Annotated in this window: 18 protein-coding genes; 7 read left to right on the top strand and 11 right to left on the bottom strand. The window is 72.0% G+C overall.

Features of this window, described 5'->3' with window-relative positions:
• Nucleotides 1-105: 105 nt before the first annotated feature.
• The 6 genes from ACFPIJ_RS17180 to ACFPIJ_RS17155 are packed head-to-tail and all read right to left on the bottom strand — an operon-like array spanning nt 106 to nt 6,703.
• Nucleotides 106-1,044, bottom strand: a complete 939-nt coding sequence (locus ACFPIJ_RS17180) for a C40 family peptidase (RefSeq protein WP_380116019.1) — start codon at nt 1,042-1,044, stop codon at nt 106-108.
• A complete protein-coding gene (locus ACFPIJ_RS17175) occupies nt 1,041-2,141 on the bottom strand; it encodes a mandelate racemase/muconate lactonizing enzyme family protein (RefSeq protein ID WP_380116018.1) in 1,101 nt (366 codons plus the stop codon). The genes ACFPIJ_RS17180 and ACFPIJ_RS17175 overlap by 4 nt, the downstream gene beginning before the upstream one ends.
• 34 nt (nt 2,142-2,175) lie before the next feature.
• Nucleotides 2,176-2,955, bottom strand: a complete 780-nt coding sequence (locus ACFPIJ_RS17170) for a serine hydrolase (RefSeq protein WP_380116017.1) — start codon at nt 2,953-2,955, stop codon at nt 2,176-2,178.
• Nucleotides 2,952-4,697: an ABC transporter substrate-binding protein gene (locus ACFPIJ_RS17165; RefSeq protein ID WP_380116016.1), complete on the bottom strand. Its 1,746-nt coding sequence runs from the start codon at nt 4,695-4,697 to the stop codon at nt 2,952-2,954. Before ACFPIJ_RS17165 ends, ACFPIJ_RS17170 begins: the two co-directional genes overlap by 4 nt.
• Nucleotides 4,698-4,713: 16 nt before the next feature.
• Nucleotides 4,714-5,700: an ABC transporter permease gene (locus ACFPIJ_RS17160; protein ID WP_380116015.1), complete on the bottom strand. Its 987-nt coding sequence runs from the start codon at nt 5,698-5,700 to the stop codon at nt 4,714-4,716.
• Nucleotides 5,701-5,704: 4 nt separating this feature from the next.
• Entirely contained in the window at nt 5,705-6,703 is a 999-nt protein-coding gene (locus ACFPIJ_RS17155) for an ABC transporter permease (RefSeq protein ID WP_380116014.1), read from the bottom strand.
• Nucleotides 6,704-6,997: 294 nt separating this feature from the next.
• Between ACFPIJ_RS17155 and ACFPIJ_RS17150 the strand changes: the two genes are divergently transcribed.
• From ACFPIJ_RS17150 to ACFPIJ_RS17125, 6 genes are all read left to right on the top strand, one after another.
• A complete protein-coding gene (locus tag ACFPIJ_RS17150) occupies nt 6,998-8,974 on the top strand; it encodes an N-acetylmuramoyl-L-alanine amidase (protein WP_380116012.1) in 1,977 nt (658 codons plus the stop codon).
• Entirely contained in the window at nt 8,971-10,287 is a 1,317-nt protein-coding gene (locus tag ACFPIJ_RS17145) for a C39 family peptidase (protein ID WP_380116011.1), read from the top strand. Before ACFPIJ_RS17150 ends, ACFPIJ_RS17145 begins: the two co-directional genes overlap by 4 nt.
• A 131-nt stretch (nt 10,288-10,418) precedes the next feature.
• Complete coding sequence (locus ACFPIJ_RS17140; protein WP_380116010.1) at nt 10,419-11,888, top strand: glycoside hydrolase family 10-like protein; 1,470 nt, start codon at nt 10,419-10,421, stop codon at nt 11,886-11,888.
• A 90-nt stretch (nt 11,889-11,978) separates the two neighbouring features.
• A complete protein-coding gene (locus tag ACFPIJ_RS17135) occupies nt 11,979-12,917 on the top strand; it encodes a hypothetical protein (protein ID WP_380116009.1) in 939 nt (312 codons plus the stop codon).
• Between the two features lie 44 nt (nt 12,918-12,961).
• On the top strand, nt 12,962-13,126 hold the full coding sequence (locus tag ACFPIJ_RS17130) for a hypothetical protein (RefSeq protein WP_380116008.1): 165 nt from the start codon (nt 12,962-12,964) through the stop codon (nt 13,124-13,126).
• A gap of 156 nt (nt 13,127-13,282) precedes the next feature.
• A complete protein-coding gene (locus ACFPIJ_RS17125; protein ID WP_380116007.1) occupies nt 13,283-14,158 on the top strand; it encodes a formate/nitrite transporter family protein in 876 nt (291 codons plus the stop codon).
• A gap of 260 nt (nt 14,159-14,418) precedes the next feature.
• On the opposite strand, the gene ACFPIJ_RS17120 is transcribed toward ACFPIJ_RS17125, so the two are convergent.
• Together ACFPIJ_RS17120 and ACFPIJ_RS17115 are read right to left on the bottom strand one after the other, a co-directional pair.
• Nucleotides 14,419-14,973, bottom strand: coding sequence for a hypothetical protein (locus tag ACFPIJ_RS17120; protein WP_380116006.1), 555 nt, complete (start codon nt 14,971-14,973; stop codon nt 14,419-14,421).
• Between the two features lie 221 nt (nt 14,974-15,194).
• Nucleotides 15,195-15,839, bottom strand: a complete 645-nt coding sequence (locus tag ACFPIJ_RS17115; protein ID WP_380116005.1) for a DUF998 domain-containing protein — start codon at nt 15,837-15,839, stop codon at nt 15,195-15,197.
• Between the two features lie 106 nt (nt 15,840-15,945).
• On the opposite strand from ACFPIJ_RS17115, the gene ACFPIJ_RS17110 reads away from it, so the two are divergent.
• Entirely contained in the window at nt 15,946-16,863 is a 918-nt protein-coding gene (locus ACFPIJ_RS17110; RefSeq protein WP_380116003.1) for a LysR family transcriptional regulator, read from the top strand.
• Nucleotides 16,864-17,027: 164 nt separating this feature from the next.
• On the opposite strand, the gene ACFPIJ_RS17105 is transcribed toward ACFPIJ_RS17110, so the two are convergent.
• From ACFPIJ_RS17105 to ACFPIJ_RS17095, 3 genes are all read right to left on the bottom strand, one after another.
• Nucleotides 17,028-17,555: an oxidoreductase gene (locus tag ACFPIJ_RS17105; RefSeq protein ID WP_380116002.1), complete on the bottom strand. Its 528-nt coding sequence runs from the start codon at nt 17,553-17,555 to the stop codon at nt 17,028-17,030.
• Nucleotides 17,549-18,472 carry a class I SAM-dependent methyltransferase gene (locus ACFPIJ_RS17100; RefSeq protein WP_380116000.1) on the bottom strand — a complete coding sequence of 308 codons (924 nt, stop codon included), beginning with the start codon at nt 18,470-18,472 and terminating at the stop codon, nt 17,549-17,551. Before ACFPIJ_RS17100 ends, ACFPIJ_RS17105 begins: the two co-directional genes overlap by 7 nt.
• 182 nt (nt 18,473-18,654) lie before the next feature.
• Complete coding sequence (locus tag ACFPIJ_RS17095; protein WP_380115999.1) at nt 18,655-19,140, bottom strand: hypothetical protein; 486 nt, start codon at nt 19,138-19,140, stop codon at nt 18,655-18,657.
• Between the last annotated feature and the right edge of the window lie 64 nt (nt 19,141-19,204).

Here is a 19,204-nt window from a genome sequence, read left to right as displayed (position 1 = left end):
CAGTGCGACGAAACCGATCCCGTACAGGGCGATGGTCATCAGCGTCATCGCGGCGAGCCCTTCCGTCAGGGGAGCACCGACGATGCCGGTCGATGCACGGTCAGGCTAGTCAATCGCCGTGCGGACCGTTGTCCCGTCGCTGACGACCAGGCGGTGAATGCCGGTGAGGGTGTCGACCCGGTCCTGCGGCATCGGCTCCTCGACGACCTGGTGCAGACCGGCCGACGCGTGCAGCAGCACCCGGTCCTCGGGGGTGACCACGATGCCGACGTGGTGGACCGGCCGGCCGGGGCGGGCGAAGAAGTACAGGTCGCCGGGGCGCTCGGTGCCCGGGGCGACAGGGGTGGTCGCGGCCGCCTGGTCGTGGGCGTCGCGGGGCAGGCGCACCCCGAGCCGGCGCCACACCAGATGGACCAGGCCGGAGCAGTCGATGCCGGGCGTGGACAGGCCGCCCCACACGTACACGGCGCCGCGCAGGCGGCGGGCCACCGCGACGACCTCGTCGCCCGTCGGCGGCCGGTCCGGCACCGGTGCCAGGTCACCGGCGGGGGCCCAGAGCGTGCGGCCGGCGACGCCGACGGGCAACCAGCCCCCGGTCGCCGCGCCGGCCGGCGACAGCAGGGTGCCGAGCATGACACCGGGCAGCACGACCCGCCCGCCCGGGGCGTCGCGCAGGGCGGTGGTCAGGGCGTCGACCACGAGCGGCGCTTCGCCGGGGGACGGGGTGGTTTCGCCGGGGGACGGGGTGGTGAGCTGGGCCGTGCGGATCCAGCCCGGGTAGCCCCGGGGGTCGAGATCCGGGGCGGCCTGGCCCGGCACGACGACCCGGGACCAGCCGTCCGGGCGGGCCTCGTCGACCAGCACCGGATCCCCCAGCAGCAGCTGGGTGTCGACGCCGCTGCCGGTCTGCTCGTCGGGGCTCATCGCCGCGATCCACGCGCCGATGTCGGGGGAGTCCAGCAGGGCGGCCGTGTCGCTGGGCCGGGTCCGGTCCGGGGACGACCACAGTGTCGCCACCGTGACCCCGACTGCCGCGTGGTTCACAGGTCCTCCAGGGGTAGGGTGACGCCGAGGCCGGGACGGTCGGGCAGGTGCACGTGGTCGCCCTCGTATCGCAGCCCGCCCCGCAGCGGTGAGGACGCGAGCCACCAGACGGCGTCGAGGTCGGACACGGCGCTCGTGCCGTAGGCGGCGGCGAGGCTCGCGGCGGCACCGACGCCGACCTGGGTCTCCATCATCGAGCCGATCAGCGTGCCCATGTCGTGCGCGGCGGCGAGCTCGAGGAGGGTGCGGGCGGGGCCGAGTCCGCCGGACTTGGCGAGCTTGACGTTGACCAGGTCGGCGGCGCGGCGGCGGATCACCTCGACGAGGTCGCGGACGCCGAACACGGCCTCGTCGGCGAGGATCGGCACGCCGACGCGGTCGCTGACCCAGGCGAGCCCGTCGAGGTCGTGCCGGGGGACCGGCTGTTCGACGAGTTCGACGTCGAGACCGGCGTCCTCGATGCCGCGGATGACGCGGACCGCCTGCCGCGGGGTCCAGCCCTGGTTGGCGTCGAGGCGCAGCAGCACGTCGGGGCCGACGGCGGCGCGGATGTCGCGGACCCGGGCGATGTCGGCCGCGGCGGCGTCGCGTTCGCCGGCGCCGGGCTTGCCGACCTTCACCTTGAGGACCCGGAAGCCTTCGTCGACGCGGGCCCGGGCGGCGGCGGCCAGGGCCTCCGGCCGGTCGGCGGCGAGGGTCACGTCGGTCGGCACGGACAGGGCGACGCCGCCGAGGTAGCGGACCAGCGGCACGCCCAGCCGGCGGGCCGCGAGGTCGTGCAGGGCGACGTCGACGGCGGCCTTCGCGCCCTCGTTGCGCTGCACCGCACGCTGCACCAGCCGGCCGTTGCCGGCCACGTCGTCGGCATCGCGGCCGATCAGCAGCGGGCCGAGGATCTGCTGGACGCAGGCCTCGGCGGCGGCGACCGAGCCGCCGGTCACCTGCCACACCTGCGGCGCCTCGCCAAACCCCGCATCGCTGCCGTCGGAGATGGAGACCAGCAGCGACTCGGCGGTCGTGGCGCGGCGCAGCGCGGTGACGAACGGCGTGTGGAACGGCGCGGACACGCGGTGCGTGCGCACCTCCTTGATGGTCACGGCAGCTCCCGGCGGTTGTCCTGGACGGCAATGGTCACGGCAACTCCTTCCGGGCGTCCCAGGCGACCCGGGACAGGCGGGCGATCACACCGTCCGGGGCGCCGGTGGTGCAGACCGCGAGCACGTACGGCGGCGCGTCGGCGGGCAGGACCACGCCGGCGGCGTGCCGCACGCCGGTGACCCAGCCGCTCTTCTGCGCGACCCGGGCCCCGTCGGGCACCTCGAAAGCGAGGTCTTCCTGGGCGGCGAGCACGTCGAGCATCTCGGTGCACGACGCGGGTCCGGCGACCGAGCCGGTCGCGATGCCGCCCATCAGCCGGGCGAGGTCCGCGGCCGTGACCGTGTTGTCCACCGGGGCCGGGTCCTCGATGCCGCGGGCGGTCACGCTGCCGGTCGCGCCGGCCACTCGCCACGCCCCGGCGACCGCGGGCAGTCCGATCAGGCCGATGAGCAGGTTGGTCGCGAGGTTGCTGGACCGCACGATCATCCGGCGGGCCAGCCAGCGCGCCGGGGCGGTGGATCCGAGGCGCCGCCACACCTCGTCCTCGTTGTCGTAGCCGGGATCGCAGGTGTACCGGGAGCCACCGACCGACGCGAAGTCGTTCACCACGGGCACCGGTGCGTCCAGGTCGAGGATGCCGGCGTCGGCGGCCCGGTGCAGCGCCACCAGCACGGCGACCTTCATCGTGCTGGCGGCGTAGTGCGGTGCGTCCGGCGAACGGGTGTACGCCGGTGGTGCGCCGAGGCGCCCGAGGGACACCGAGACCAGGCCCGGTGTCCCGTCGAGCACCCCTTCGAGGAACGACAGTGTCACTGCTTCACGTAGGCGTTGGTGACCGCGACGCTGCCCCAGATGGAGTCGATGAAGATGCCGCCGACCTTCGAGCCGTGGATCGTGAACATCACGTCGACGTACAGCGGCACGACCGGCGCGTACTCCTTCATGATCTTCTCGTCGAGCTTGCCCCACTCGGGCCCCTGCTCGCCGACGGGCAGCGCGAGGACCCGGTCGAACTCGGCGTTGAGCGCGGACGCGTTGAGGTAGGACGCGCCGTTGTTGCTGCCGCCGTCCTTGATCGCCCGGCCGTCGTAGAGCACCGGCAGGATCGACGCACCGCTGGGCCAGTCCGCACCCCACGAGCCGATGTACAGGTCCCAGGGGTTGTCCTTCTTCTTCGTCTCGTCGAGGAAGGTGTCCGCGGCGATCGGCTTCAGCGTGATCTTGAAGCCGGCCTTTTCCAGGTTGCCCTTGAGGTGGGTGCTGAGCTCCTGGTTCTCGGCGTCGTCGGCGAATCCGAGCACGAGCTCCGGCGTCTTGCCGCCGAGCAGTTCCTTCGCCTTGTCGGGGTTGCCGCTCTTGCCGGCCGGGTACGCCTCGTAGTCCTTCCAGCCGATCGTCGCCGGCGGCATGAGCGTGGTCACGGCGCGGGCCACCGTGTCACCGCCGAGGGTCTTGACGACGCCGTCCCGGTCGATGGCGTAGTTGAGGGCCTGGCGGATCTTCAGGTCGGTGACCTTGTTGTTGTTGATGGTGAGGGTGTACTCGCTGGGCGTGGGCTCCTGCAGCGTGCGCGCCTTCAGCGCCGGGTCACTGACCACTTTGGACACCAGCGAGGAGTCGACGCCGTTGAACGACACGGCGCTCGCGTCGGCGCCACTGTCGGCGATGATGCGGTTGGTCTGGGTCACCGGGTTGGCGCCGAACTCGTAGACGTACGCGTCCGGGTACTGGTGGCGCATCGCGTCGGTCGCCGGGTCCCAGAACGTGTTGCGCTCGAACGTGAGCCGGGTGCCGGCCTCGTTCTTGGTGAGCTTGTAAGGGCCGGAGGAGAACGGAGACTTGTCGTAGTCGGTGCCGGTGTCCTTCGCCGCCGGCACGGGCGCGGTGGACGGCAGCGACGCCGCGAACGGCAGGTCGCAGTGCGGCTTGTTGAACGTGAACTTCAGCGTCTTGGGATCCGGGGCGCTCAGCCCCGGCGGCAGGGACGTCTTGTTGGCCGCGAAGTTGAACTTGGTGTCGAACTGGGCCGAGTCGGCCAGCCATTCCTGGATGTAGGTGGGGCCGCCGGTCAGGGCAAGGTCGAAGGAGCGGGCGATGCCGTAGGCGATCTCCGCCGACGTGATCGCGCTGCCGTCCTCGAACTTCACCCCGTCCTTGATCTTGAATTCCCAGGTCTTGCAGTCCTTGTTGACGTCGGTGCCGGGCGTCTCGGCCAGGTCGCCGACGAGGACCACCTTGCCCTTGCCGTCGTCCTTGTACGTGGTGAGCCGCCGCGCGTACAGCTGCGAGGCGGTCAGGCCCACGAACGAGTACACGCGCTGCGGGTCCAGGTGCGAGACCTTGCTCTGCCGCAGGACCGTGACCGTCCCGCCCTTGGCGGCGCCGGGAATCTCCGCGGCGGGGCCCTTCGAGTCCTTCGGGTCGGTCGCGATCGAGCCGCTGGCCTGCCGGTTCTCGGTCTTCGCGTCGTCGTCGGTGCGCTTGTTGTTGCTGCAGGCGCCGAGACCGGCGACGAGCGTCAGCAGTACCAACGCCGTCAAGGGTTTTCGTGGCATGTCGTTCTCCCTGGTTTCACCGCAGCCGGACGCGCGGGTCGATGATGGTGTAGAGCACGTCGACGACGAGGTTGGCGGCGACGATGAAGGCGGCCGCGATCAGGACGGTGCCCATGATCGTCGGCAGGTCCCCGTCCTTGACCGCGTCGATCGCGGTCCGGCCGAGGCCGCGCAGGCCGAACGTGGTCTCGGTGATGACCGTCCCGCCGAGCGCGGCGCCGACCTCGACGCCGGCGGTCGTGACCAGCGGGGTGAGCGCGGCCCGCAGCGCGTGCCGGCGCACGACGGTGCCGAACCGCAGCCCCTTGGCCTCGGCGGTGCGCACGTAGTCCTCGGACAGCGTCTCCAGCATCTGCGCGCGAGACAGCCGGGCGTAGACGGCGGAGAAGAGCACCGCGAGGGCGCACCACGGCAGGATCAGTGCCGTCGCCCAGTCCCACGGGTTGTCCAGGATGGAGGTGTACCGCGGGTACGGCAGGACCTTCAGCGTGTACACGAACGTCAGCAGCAGCACGCCGCCCACGAAGTACAGCTGCAGCGACGCCCCCGTCAGCGACAGGCCGATCGCCAGGCGGTCGAAGACGGTGCCCAGGCGGAGGGCGGAGAGCATGCCCAGCCCGATGCCGACCGCCAGCCACAGGATCGAGGCCGGGACCACGATGCTCAACGTCACCGGGATGACCCGGCCGAACGTCTCCGTCACCGGCTCGCTGTTGACGTAGGAGTAGCCCAGGCACGGCGCGTCGCAGTGCCCGCCCTGGGAGGCGCCCAGGTCGCGGCCGGCGAAGATGCCCTGCACGTAGTGCAGGTACTGCAGGTACTTGGGGTCGTTGAGGCCGAGCTCGTCGCGGACCCGCTCGAGGCGGGCCGCGTCGCAGTTCTTCGGGCACATCGCGGTCGCCGGGTCGCGGGGGAGCGCGAAGAACATCAGGAACGTCAGCACGCTCACCGCGAACAGCGTGAGGATCGCCAGCAGGATCCGCCGGATCAGGAAGTTCAGCACGGCGTCACCTCGTCATGGACTTCGGGTCGAGCGCGTCCCGGACCGCGTCGCCGAACAGGTTGAAGGCGAGGACCAGCATGAAGATCGTGATGCCGGGGAAGAACACGTACGCCGGGTCGGTCTGCAGGTAGTTGAGGCTGCGGAAGATCGTGCGCCCGAAGTCCGGGGTCGGCTCCAACATGCCGATGCCGAGGAACGACAGTGCCGCCTCGCTGGTGATGTAGGCCGGGATCGACAGCGAGAACACCACGATGATCGGCGCCCACAGGTTCGGCAGCAGCTCCTTGAACAGGATCCGCGAGGTGCGGGCGCCGGTGGCCCGGGCGGCCTCGATGAACTCGCGTTCGCGCAGTGACAGCACCTGCCCGCGGACGAGCCGGGCGGTGGCCGTCCAGCCGAACGCGGCGAACAGGCTGATCAGCACGATGACCCGGAACCAGCCCGGCACCGCCTCCCGCGGGCCGTAGAAGGCCAGCTCGAGGGGGCGGATCAGGGCGAGGGTGAAGATGAGGAACGGCAGCGCGAGGGCGACGTCGGTGATCCAGTTGATGATCCCGTCGACCCAGCCGCCGAGGTAGCCGGAGACGATGCCGGTCAGCACGCCGAGCGTCGTGGTGACGATCGCGGCCGCGAACGCGATGCCCAGTGAGGTGCGCATCCCGTAGACCATCTGGATGAACAGGTCGCGGCCGAGGCCGGGCTCGATGCCGAACCAGTGCGCGCCGGAGATGCCGCCGGCCACCCCGTAGGGCATGCCGTAGCGGTCGAGGTCGCCCTTGAACGAGTCCTGCGGGTCGACCCCGTAGCCGAGCTCGATCAGCGGGGCGGCCAGCGCGACCGCGATGAGCAGCGCCGACACGATGCCGCTGACCAGTGCGGTGCGGTCGCGTCGCAGCCGGCGCCAGACGGCCTGCCCCAGTGACCGCGCGGCGATCGCCTCGTCGTCCCGGGCCGGTGGGTCGTCCTGCTCCACCCGCTCCGCGTCTAACGGCACCACGCTCATGCCATCCCACCTCCCCAGCATCGACGGCAGCGACTGTAGGTAACCGTCGAACGCCGACGATAGGGTGAAGGTAATCTACGAACCGGTCGCCGTCATCCGGTGCTTGTAACGACTCTGCAAATCCTGCGGCACGGTCACCGGCACGGAGACTCGGCCGAAACATGCACGAAATCGGTCAATGCGGTGCCCGGCTGTGTAGGTTACCCACATGCCGGAGCAACTGACCGCAAGGTATTGACGTAAAAGATTCCTGTGCGGCACGCTGTGCCGAACCACCCGTAGTCAGGAGGTTCGATGCGCCGTTGTCGCCGCTCCTTCACCTCGACAGCCACGCTCGGCGCCGCGATGCTCCTCGCGCTGAGTGCTGCCGTCCTTCCCACCGGCACCGCAGCCGCCGCCGAAACCGACGCGCGCCAGGCCGAATACGCCTCGGCGTCCACGACCTGGGGCGTGCCGCAGAGCATCCTGCTCGGCGTGTCCTACCTGGAATCGCGCTGGGACACCAACGGCGGCGCGCCGAGCACCAGCGCCGGCTACGGCCCGATGCACCTGACCGACGCGGCCACCCTCGCCGCGGCGGCGCACCACGAGAACGACGCCCGCGGGGACGACTCCCGGGCGCCCAAGACCGTCCAGCCCGGCGCCACCGCGACCGGCCCGGCATTGCGGACGTTGCAGCGCGCCGCCGAGCTCACCGGCACGGCGGAGCAGGACCTGCGCACCGACCCCGCGGCCAACATCCGCGGCGGTGCGGCGCTGCTCGCCGCGTATCAGCGCGACGCCGGCGGCCCGGCCGGCGCCGGCAGCGACCCGGCCGCCTGGTACGGCGCGGTCGCGAAGTACAGCGGCGCCGACACCACCGACGCCGCGGCCGCCTTCGCCGACGAGGTCTACGCGACCCTGCGCGACGGCATGACCCGCACCACCGACGACGGGCACCCGCTGACCCTGGCCGCGCAGCCCGCCATCAGCCCGATCAAGGCCTGGCTGGACCGGCTCGGCCTGCGCCGCCCACCGGCCCGCCCCGACGGCCTGGAATGCCCGGTCGACATCTCGTGCGAGTGGATCCCGGCACCCTACGAGCAGTACGGGCCCGGCGCCGGCGACTACGGCAACCACGACCTCAGCGACCGCCCGCAGCGGCAGCGCATCGAGTACATCGTCATCCACGACACCGAGGCGACCTACGACACCACGCTCAAACTGGTCCAGGACCCGGAGTACGTCAGCTGGCACTACACGCTGCGCTCCGTGGACGGGCACGTCGCCCAGCACGTGAAGACCAAGGACGTGGCCTGGCACGCCGGCAACTGGTACGTCAACGCCAAGTCCGTCGGCCTGGAACACGAGGGCTTCGCCGCGCAGCAGGGCGCCTGGTACACCGAGGCGATGTACCGCTCCTCGGCGAAACTGGTGCGGTACCTGGCCGCGCGGCTGGCGATCCCGCTGGACCGGCAGCACATCATCGGCCACGACAACGTCCCCGGCACCGTGCCGTCCACCGTGCGCGGCATGCACTGGGATCCGGGCCCGTACTGGGACTGGGACCACTACTTCGACCTGTTGCACGCCCCGTTCATCACGTTCGGTACGCCCAAGACCGGGCTGGTCACGATCGACCCCGACTACGGGACGAACCAGCCGCAGTACACCGGCTGCACGGGAGCCGCGGGCAACCCGTGCCCGCTGCACGGCTCCTCGTCGGTGCTGCTGCGCACCGCACCGTCCCAGGACGCGCCGCTGCTGAGCGACATCGGCCTGCGCCCCGGTGGTGAACCGGCCACGATGCAGATCGCCGACCACGGCGCCCGCGCCGCCGCCGGGCAGACCTACGCCGTCGCCGGCCGGCAGGGCGACTGGACCGCGATCTGGTACCTCGGCCAGAAGGGCTGGTTCTTCAACCCGCCGTCGCACCCGGCGGCGAAGTGGTCGACCGGCCTCGTCGTCACCCCGAAGGCCGGCAAGGCGACCATCCCCGTCTACGGGCGCGCCTACCCGGAGCAGTCCGCATACCCGGCCGGCGTGCCGTATCAGGCGATCACCCCGCTGCAGTACACGCTCAGCGCCGGTCAGCGGTACACCCTCGGCGGCGTCGTGCCCGGCGAGTACTACCGGGCCGTGACCTTCGACGGCTCCGGCCCCGGTGACTGGACGGTCATCCGCGGCCAGAACAGATACGCACAGGTCCAGTTCGGGCACCGAGTCATGTTCGTGAACCTCGACGACGTGCAGATCCTGCCGTCGTTCATCGCGCCCCCGGAGGGGTCATGAGACGATCCGCAGCCGTCGTCGCACTCGCTGTCGCCATGGCGTTCATCGCGCCCGCGTCCGCTGCGACGGCGCACCCAACGACGCATGACGAGCAGATCACGTTCGACCGCTGGCAGACGTTCCCGCAGTGGCTCAGCGGGCGGTCGGAGGGCACCCGGGCGGTGCCGGGCCGTAAGCCGTACCTGAGCATCGGCCGGAGCGCGGGCACCACGTCGTTCACCGACCCGCACACCGGCACCACCGCCTCGTGGGAGTACGCCACCTGGACCTCGCCGCAGCGGCGGATCGGCTTCGGCGCCAGCGAGCTCGTCGCGTCCTGGAACGCCGACACCCCGGCCGGCACCTGGCTGCAGGTCGAGCTGGAGGGCACCTACACCGACGGCCGGCAGACGCCGCGGTACGTGATGGGCCGCTGGGCCTCCGGGGACCAGGACATCCGGCGGGCCACCGTCGACGGCCAGAGCGACGGCGTGTCCTCGATCTGGACCGACACGTTCTCCATCGACGACGCCTCCGCCGGGGTGCTGCTGCAGTCGTACCGGCTGCGCGTCACCCTGTTCCGCAAGCCCGGCCAGTCCGCGTCGCCGCAGGTGTTCCAGGTCGGCGCGATGGCCTCCAACGTCCCGGACCGCTTCACCGTCACCCCGAGCGCCGGGCACATCGCGTGGGGCCGCGAGCTGGCCGTGCCGCGCTACTCGCAGAACATCCACGAGGGCGAGTACCCCGAGTACGACGGCGGCGGCGAGGCCTGGTGCTCGCCGACGTCGACGGAGATGGTCGTCGAGTACTGGGGGCACCGCCCCAGACCGGCGGACCTCGCCTGGGTCGACCCGTCCTACGCCGACCCGCAGGTCGACCACGCCGCCCGCAGCACCTACGACTACACCTACGAGGGCGCCGGCAACTGGCCGTTCAACACCGCCTACGCCGCAAGCTACGGGCTCACCGGCATCGTGACCCGGCTGCACTCCCTGGACGAGGTCGAACGGTTCATCGCCGCCGGCATCCCGGTCGTGACGTCCCAGTCGTTCCTGGCCACGGAGCTCACCGACGCGAACTACTCGACCTCCGGGCACCTGTTCGTCGTCGTCGGCTTCACCGCCACCGGCGACGTGATCATCAACGACCCCGCGTCGTCGTCGAACGATGCGGTACGCAACGTGTACCAGCGATCGGAGTTCGAGCAGGTGTGGCTGCGCACGAAGCGGTACCGTGCGAACGGCACCGTGGCCTCCGGTAGCGGCGGCGTCGCGTACATCATCGCCCCGAGCTGGAAGCAGCTGCCGCGAGTGCCCGGATCGGACAACTGGTGAAAATTCGTCTGCTGCTGGCATTCGTGCTGGCCTTGAGTAGTGCGTCATTGGTTTCCGCTTCGCCGGCCTCGGCCGCTCCGGCCGCCGCCTGTGTGTCGAACCCGGCCACGCCGAAGCATCAGATGCGGGCCATGTGGATCGCCAGCGTGGTCAACATCGACTGGCCCAGCGCGCCCGGCAAGTCCGAAGCCGAACTGAAGGCCGAGTACGACGGCTGGCTGGCGCTGGCCAAGTCGTACAACTTCAACGCCGTCATCGTGCAGGTCCGCCCGCACGCGGACGCGTTCTGGCCGTCGCCGCTGGAGCCGTGGTCGCAGTACCTCACCGGCGTCGCGGGCCAGGACCCCGGCTGGGATCCCCTCGCGTACCTGGTCGAGCGGGCCCACGCGGAGAACCTGGAGTTCCACGCCTGGTTCAACCCGTACCGGGCGAGCATGCCCGCCCCGGGCGGCGCCGGCACCGACCTGTCGAAGCTGCCGGCGAACCATCCGCTGGCGGTGCATCCCGACTGGGCCGTCGCCTACCCGGTGAACAACGCCGGCGGCCGGCTCTACTTCAACCCCGGCATCCCCGAGGCCCGCACCTGGGTCGAGGACGCCGTCATGGACGCGGTCACGAAGTACGACATCGACGGTGTGCACTTCGACGACTACTTCTACCCGTACCCGGCCGCCGGCCAGGACTTCGGTGACGAGGCCACGTTCGCGCAGTACGGCGGCGGCTTCGCGACCAAGGGCGACTGGCGGCGCGACAACATCGACCGGCTCATCCGCGAGCTGGACGGCCGCATCCACGCCGCCAAGCCGTGGGTCAAGTTCGGCGTGAGCCCGTTCGGCATCTGGCGCAACAAGGCCGCGGACCCGCTCGGCTCCGACACCAACGGCACCCAGTCCTACGACGCCAACTTCGCCGACACCCGCAAATGGGTGAAGGAAGGCTGGATCGACTACATCGTGCCGCAGGTGTACTGGAACATCGGCCTCGCGGTCGCCGACTACGCCAAGCTGGTCCCGTGGTGGGCCGACGTGGTCGCCGGCACCGACGTGCAGCTCTACATCGGCCAGGCCGACTACAAGGTCGCCACCGCCGGCCAGCCGGCCGCCTGGTTCGACCCCGCCGAACTGTCCAACCACCTGACACTCAACCGGCAGTACCCCCAGGTGCTCGGCGACGTGCACTTCAGCGCCGTGCAGGTCAGGGCGAACCGCCTGTCGTCGGAATCCATCCTCGCCGCCGAACACCACAGCCGCCCGGCGTTCCCACCCGCCTGGCAGCCGGCTTCGGGCCCGGCCAAACCGCTGCTCTTCCCGGTGATCACCGCCGCCCGGCGGACCGACGCCGGGGTCGAGCTCCGGTGGCGCCCGACGGTCAGCGGCGCCGGCCCGTTCGGCGAGGTGACCTCCTACGGCGTGTACCGCCTCGACACGGCGACCATCCCGCGCGGCTGCGACCTGGCCGACGCGTCCAACCTCGTGGCGACGTTGCGGGGCACCACGTACACCGACCCCACCGCCGAACCCGGCAAGCACTACACCTACGTCATCACCGCCCTCGACCGACTCTGGCGCGAGAGCGCGGCTTCGCCGCCCCGCTGGATCTGACCGGTTCGCCGGCCCGGCGGTCACGGGTGGATCTCACCTTGACCGCCGGGCCGGCGTCCGCGGGCTCCGGCGCGGGAGAATCCAGGGACGATGTTCGTGTGCGGGGGATGCGGCGCCGCGCTGACCGTGCCGTTGGTGCAGGTCGCGCTGCCGGTCCATGCGCATCAGCATCTCTTCCACGAACTGCTCGGTGTCCTGATGGAGGCTGGCACGTTCGCCGTCGAACCAGACCCGGCGGGGGAGTTGCGTGGCCGCGTGGTGATCGCGCCGGGCGATGTGCGCGGCACCGTGCTCCGACACGACCTCGCCGACGGGTACTGCCTCGGCGTCGGGTGGGGCGGGCCGAACCTCGCGTGCGAGCGGTGCGGCCGGTTGGTCGCCACCCGCGTCGACGACTGCGGGTATTGGCAGGCGGTCTGGCTGGAGCCCGGGGCGGTGCACCACGTCGCCGACGTCGGGGCCGGGCGGGCGCCGCTCGCCTGGGAGGATCTGCGGGCACAGCGCGGCGGTGTCGGCCCGTTGGACCAGGACGGCTACTGGCTGCCGGAGTGGCAGGCCGCGCTCGCGGCGGCGCTGGCCCGGCTGCTGGTCGTGTCCGGTGGTGCGCCGGTCGTGGTCCCCGACGGACTTCTCACCGAACTGCTGGGGCGGGCGCTCGCCGCGATGCTGCCGGCCGGGCCGCCGCCGCGGAGCGTGACCCTCGCCGGGCCGCACCTGCCGGTCGGCAACGTCGACATCGCCTTCGTCCCGCGACATCCGCAGACCGGCGAGGCATGGCCGCTGCCGGGCGCCGGTGACGCGGTGCCGCTGGAGTGGGACGTGTGGGCGCACCTGGCGTACCGGCCGGTGCGCGGGCCGGTCCCGTGGCCCACCGACGAACGCCGCGACGATCCGCCGCCGCTGCTGCCGAACCGGCGGTTCTGGATCGACCGGGGTGTGTTCTTCGAGACCCTGCGCCGGCAGCCGGAGCTCAGCCAGCCATGGCTGCGCGAGATCCACGACCGGGTCGGGGCCCGCGGCTACGGCTGAACGGTGATGTGAACGCCTTGTGGGCAGCGGATACCGTAGCTGCCGTGGCCGTTGAGCGTGAGGTTGAGCGTGAACCGGTGTGGCGGCGCAACTGGCTGACCGTGGTGCTGCACGGCGCGCTGCTGGTGCCGCCGACACCCAGGACGCGTTCCGCGACGCGTGACGCGCCGCCGTTGCGGTTGTCATGTTTCTGGCCGGGAACGAAGTGATGACGTTGGGATTTCCCGGCTGGTGAGGGCGACGTGACCGGAGACTTTCGGTCATGCAACACGTCGGAAACGTGTGCTGCGCAGACTTCGACCGCAGTCGAGTTGTCCCCAGCTGTCCCATCTGCGGCGCCCGCCCGCCGCCGGAGGAGCGACGTCGTGTCCTATGTGAACCCATCCGAGCTCGCCAAGAAGATGATCGACGCCGGTGAGGCGAAGGTCTTCATGTCCACCCGGGACACGCTGATCCGGGCGTACATGGCCGGCGCCATCCTGTCCCTGGCCGCCGCCTTCGCGGTCACCGTCACCGTGCAGACCGGCCAGCCCGTCGTCGGCGCCCTGCTGTTCCCGGTCGGTTTCTGCCTGCTGTACCTGCTCGGGTTCGACCTGCTCACCGGCGTGTTCACGCTGGTGCCCCTGGCCCTGATCGACAAGCGCCCGGGCGTGCGCCTGCGCGGCGTGCTGCGCAACTGGGGCCTGGTGTTCGTCGGCAACTTCGCCGGCGCGCTCACCGTCGCGGTGATGATGGCCGTGATCTTCACCTTCGCCTTCAGCGTCGAGCCGAGCGCGGTCGGCAAGGCCATCGGCAAGATCGGGGAGAGCCGCACCGTCGGCTACGCCGACCACGGCGCCGCCGGCATGCTGACCCTCTTCATCCGCGGCGTCCTGTGCAACTGGATGGTCTCCACCGGCGTCGTCGCCGCCATGATCTCCACCAACGTCTCCGGCAAGGTCATCGGCATGTGGGGGCCCGTGCTGGTCTTCTTCTACATGGGCTTCGAGCACTCGATCGTGAACATGTACCTGTTCCCGTCCGGGCTGATGCTCGGCGGCAACTTCTCGATCGCGGACTACTTCATCTGGAACGAGATCCCCACCGTCGTCGGCAACCTCGTCGGCGGGCTCACGTTCGTGGGTCTCACGCTCTACGCCACCCACGCCCGGACGGCCGCGCCCCGCCGCCGCCCGGCCGCCCCGGCGACCCCCGCGACCTCCGCACCGGTCGCCGAGGATGTTCCTGCCCTCGTGCAATAGCCCCTCATGACGAGGCCGGCCCGGAGCCGGGGCGGCAGGTCATGGGGCGGGCGGCACCGCCGGGCCGGTGGTCAGGGCCGTCCGGACGACGTCGACGTCGATGCGGCCGGCGGTGCGGCCTCCACGCCAGGCCCGGCGTGGAGGCGGCCGCGGCCAGCGGCCCACGGTCGGTGTGGGCGCGGCGGGCGGGCGCGACCCCGTCGTGGCGACCCAGCGGTTCCCACATCCGGGCGGGCGCCCGGGTGCGGTAACCCGTCTTTTCAGTCGTTGAGCAACCGGTCGATGACGTCGCGGGGTTCGTCGTCGGTGGCGCCGGCCGCGGCCTGGATGTCGAGCTCCCGGCTCTTCGCCTCCGCGTAGGCCCTGGCGTCGCGGCGGCGGTCGAGGAACGTGGATGTGTCCGGGGCCAGGTGGAGCAGGACGGTGTCGTCGCTCCACTCGTTGGTCACCGTCACCAGACCGTGGTCACCGTCGGCCATGAACCCGGCGACGCCGCGCAGGAGGGTGACCGCCCAGATCATGGTCGGCAGCCGGAAGTCGGCCCGGGACGAGAACTCCACGACCAGCGATCCGGTGTCCTCGTCGAACTGGAACGTCAGGTCGTCTTGCGCCAGGTCAAGGAACACGTCGGCATAGTCGCCGTCGAGCCAGCTGTCGCATTCGTCGATCGCGGAAGGCAGCTCGTCCAGCTCGGAGACCCCGGCCCACTCCTGCGGCGACCAGGCGTTTGCCGGTGCGACCGGCGATCGCAGGCAGGTCTGGAGGCGCGGCTTTGCGATGAGCAGGGCGGCAGTCACGAATACCGACTCGGACACGGGCTCAGCCTATCGCGTCACTACCTAGCTGCCTAGGAAGCTCTGCGGGGTGCGTCCCGGATCATAGGCAGCAGGAGTGACGTGACGACCCGGACGATGACCGCCGGCGACGCCGGCTTCGACGACACCGCACCCGGCACCGGCATCGGCGACTGGCGGCTGGGGCGGCACGGGGGACCGGTGGCGGGACGTCGTCCTGTTGGAGCGCCGCAGCCCGGCCGTCAGCTGACCCGCCCGCCGTCGGGGGCTGGGGCCCTGAGCCGGACTGCGACCAGGGAGACCCAGCCCCAGCCGATCGCGACGGCCAGGGCCACCAGCCGCCAGTCGCCGATGCCGGTGCCGGCCGCCGCCAGCGCCACGAACGCGATCCCGGCGGCGAGGCTGCCCCGGGACCACCGGCGGTCGCCCGCCGCCGCGAACCCGTAGGCCATCGTGAAGAACGCGGCCACCAGCGCGGTCATGCCGACCATGAAGGCGAACCCGTGGGCGGTCCCGTGCCAGGTCGCCGCGGCCGCGCCGGTCGGTGCCGCGCCGGCCGGGAAGCCGAGGGCCGGGTCCGCGACGAACACCCCGCCGCCGATCGAACCGAGCCCGAACAGCGCGGTCAGCAGCGGCCCCCAGGTGCCCGCCGGGCGGTGCCGCAGCACCCGGCGCATCCCGGCGGCGCAGGCGACGAACAGCGCCCCGCACAGCACGAAGTTGACGATCTGGATCCAGCCGGCGGTGCCGAGGCTGAGCAGGCTGAACGGGTGCCGGCGCAGGTCGAATCCCGGGCGGGCGGCGGCCTGGACCAGCGCGACCGCGACGAAGAGCGGGCCGGCGACGGTGCCGCAGGCCAGCAGGACGGTGGTGCGTGGAGCCTGCATGGTGTGTCCCAGGGCTCGGATCGGGTGGGTCGCCGTCCACGCTGGCCGATGCGGCGGCGGTGATCAACGGCGGTCCGGCACTGGCACCGAGTAGCCTGGCTCATCGATGTGGGAGACGATCGAACTCCGGGAGCTGCGGGCGTTTCTGGTGCTCGCCGAAGAGCTGCATTTCGGGCGGACCGCGCAGCGGCTCGGGCTCACCCAGTCCCGGGTCAGCCAGACGATCCGCGCGCTGGAACGCAAGCTCGGCACGCAGCTGGCGCATCGCACGAGCCGGCGGGTCGCCCTCACCGGTGCCGGGGAGCGGTTCCGCGCCGAGGCCGGCGAGCGGGTCGCGGCCCTGGAGGCGGTGCTGCGCGCCACCAGCGACCGGGGACGCCGGGCGGCCGGCACGGTGCGTCTCGGGGTGGTGACGGCCGCTGTGGTCGACGCCCGGTTGCGGTCGGGCATCGACCGCTACACGGCCGCCGCCCCGGGCAACGCGGTGGAGGTCGTCGGGCTGCCGTTCCAGGACCGGTTCGGCCCGCTGCGCCGCGGTGAGGCCGAGCTGATGGTGACGGGCTCGCCGCTGTGCCAGCCCGACCTGGTGACCGGTCCGGTGCTCGCCCGGCTGCCGCGCATGCTCGCCGTCGGCCGCGGGCATCCGCTCGCCGCCTTTGGTGACGTGTCCGTCGAGGACCTCGCCGACCACCCGATCGCGGACCTCGACATCGAGCTTCCCGACGAGCTCCGTGCGGCACTCACCCCGCGCCGCACGCCGGGCGGCCGGCCGATCCCCAGGGTCGGGGCACGGGTGCGCGAGGTCAGCGAACTGCTGCTGGTGATCGCCGGCAACCGGGTCGTGCAGCCGGTCACCGGTGCCTTCGCCGGCACCTACGGCCACCCTGATGTGGTGTACCGGCCGATCCGGGACCTGCCGAAGGACCGGTTCGTGCTGGCGTGGCGGCGGCGGAACCGGCACGCGGGGCTGCGGGAGTTCCTGCGGACGCTGACGACCGGGGGCACGGCGTGCTCGTCGACCTGAACGGCGCCGCGGTCGATGTGGCGCTGACGGCCCTCATCGGCATCGCCTACCTGTGCGCCGCCGACGTTCGGGACACGTTCCGCGGCGCGTGACGCGGCGATCGGATGGACCCGCGCCGACGTCGACCGGGTGCCCGCGTTCGTCCGGGAACTCCCTTGCCGGCGTCAGGCCGGTTCGGTGTACCACCGGCGGTGCACCCACGGTTCGACGGCCAGCACGCTCGTCGCGGCCAGGACGGCACACACCGCGGTCAGCGGATCGGGTGCCGTCCAGGCCGCGGTGAGACCGGCGGTCACCGTGACCCACGGGCGGATGAGGGTCAGCGGGCCGAGGCCGAGCAGGATGAGGAAGGTCGCCGGGCGCCGGGGCAGAACCGCGTAGCCGGCGAGGGACGCCACCACGACGGCCGCGAAGGGGCCGATGACCCACAGCATGCTGATGCCGGCGCGGGTGAGGCCGGTGTACCGCACGCCCGGGTCGGGCGCCGTGGCCAGGACGGCACCGAGGACGAGGGCCAGGCAGCCGAGGACGGCCGCGCCGGCGGCGAGCCCGCGCCGCATCGCGACGACGTAGTAGGCGCGTTTGCGGATCAGGCCGTTGCGTCCGGTCGCCGCGCGGAACCCCGCGAGGGCGGCATCGACCAGCGCGATCGAGGCCAGGACCACCGGCACCGCGACGGCGGCGTTCACCACGGCCGGCGCATGGGACGGCTGTCGGTGACCAGGTGGCGCGCGGCGGGGCCGAGCGCGGTGCGCAGCGCCGGCACCTCGTCTGGGCGCACCCCCAGCAGCGGCCGGACCGACGCGCAGAACGGGTTGCTGTGGTGGGTCGGCCGGTACAGCAGCGGCACCAGGCCGGGCGCCGACCGTGCCGCGGTCATCAGGTCATGGTCGGTGTGGGCGCGGCGGGCCGACGCGACCCCGTCGTGGCGGCCCAGCGGTTCGCGCATCCGGGCCCGGTGGAACATCCACGCGCCGACCGGCGCCAACCGGGTCGCGGCGATGTCGAAGTGGCAGTACGCCTGGGCGCCGGCGTCGGCCTGTGCCCGGAAGAACGCGCCGAGGTCGTCGCCGTGCAGGTGGTGCAGCACGCCGACGGAGATGTACACCGTGGCCGAGCCGGGCAGCGCGAACGCGTCGCCGCGCACGAACCGGCACGCGAGCCCTTCGACCTCGGCGAGCCTGGTCGCCTCCGCGACGAGCGCCGGGTTGAAGTCGACGCCGCTGAGGTCGACGTCGCCGAGCACACCGGTGGCCGCGAGCCAGCGGACGGCGTATCCGATGCCGCAGCCGACGTCGACGACCCGCGGCCGTTCACCGCCGGGGGTCACCGCGGTCAGCAGCGGACCGAGCAGCTCCGCCAGCTGCTCGGCGATGCGGAGTTCCTCGTTGAGCCGCTGCAGCTCGGTGTGCGTGCGCACCAGCAGCCGGTCCACCGCGGCCGCCTCGAGCACACCGTCACGGTGTGGCAGCCCTGCCACGATCCGGGCGCCGCGCCGATCGCCGGCGCCGCGCAGCGCGGCGATCACCTCGTCGCGGCGCACCGGCAGGCTCGCCCCGGTCGCCACGTCGTGGCGGATGATGAGGTCGGAGATCTCCAAGATCGGCACCCGCGTACGGTAACCCGCGGGGCCAGGCCCGCGGAGCACGCTCAGGCTTCGAGCAGCCGCTCGATGACGCCGCGTGCCGCCGGCGTGACCGGGGCCAGCAGGTGGTCCCGCAGGCGTGCGCTCGCCACGACGGCGGCGGCGCTGACGAACACCGACTCGGACGCCGGCCCACCTGAACTGCGTCAGCCGTCGCCGTAGTGCATGACCCAGGCGGTGGTCCGCACCCCTCCGCGAGCCGCGATGTCCTGTCGCAACTGCCGTTCCTGGGCACCGGACAGGCCCGGCGCGGCGCCGGCCGGCAGTTCGAACGCCTCGGCCCGGTACTGGCGCCCGGCCGACAGCCTGGAGTAGTCGATCCGGATCGCCGCCGTCCCCGACCCGGTCGCCAGCAGCAGTGAGATGCTGCCGTCGACGGCACCCCACAGCGGGACGCTGCGGTCCAGGACGGTGCAGCCGGTGACGGCCCCGAACGGGGACTCCCCGCCGACCTGCATCGGTGTCGCGGTGAACCGGCCGCAGATGCCGTCCGTCTTGTCCCGCAACTGGCCGAGGTGCGAGAGGTACCGGGAGCCGAAGCCGGCCACCGCGGCCACCAGGAGGACGGCGACGAGGGTGACGGCGAAGCGCAGCACCTGCTGCGCCTGCCGATTGCCGACGACTCCGGTCATGGCCGATCTCCTGTCGGACAGTGGCGCGGTCAGGTCAGTCTGCCCGATCGGCGGGCCCATGGGT

The organism is Dactylosporangium cerinum (assembly GCF_042653625.1).
Lineage (GTDB): Bacteria > Actinomycetota > Actinomycetes > Mycobacteriales > Micromonosporaceae > Dactylosporangium > Dactylosporangium cerinum.
Note: the sequence above shows the minus strand (reverse complement) of the source record. Positions and strands in the feature narration are given on the sequence as shown.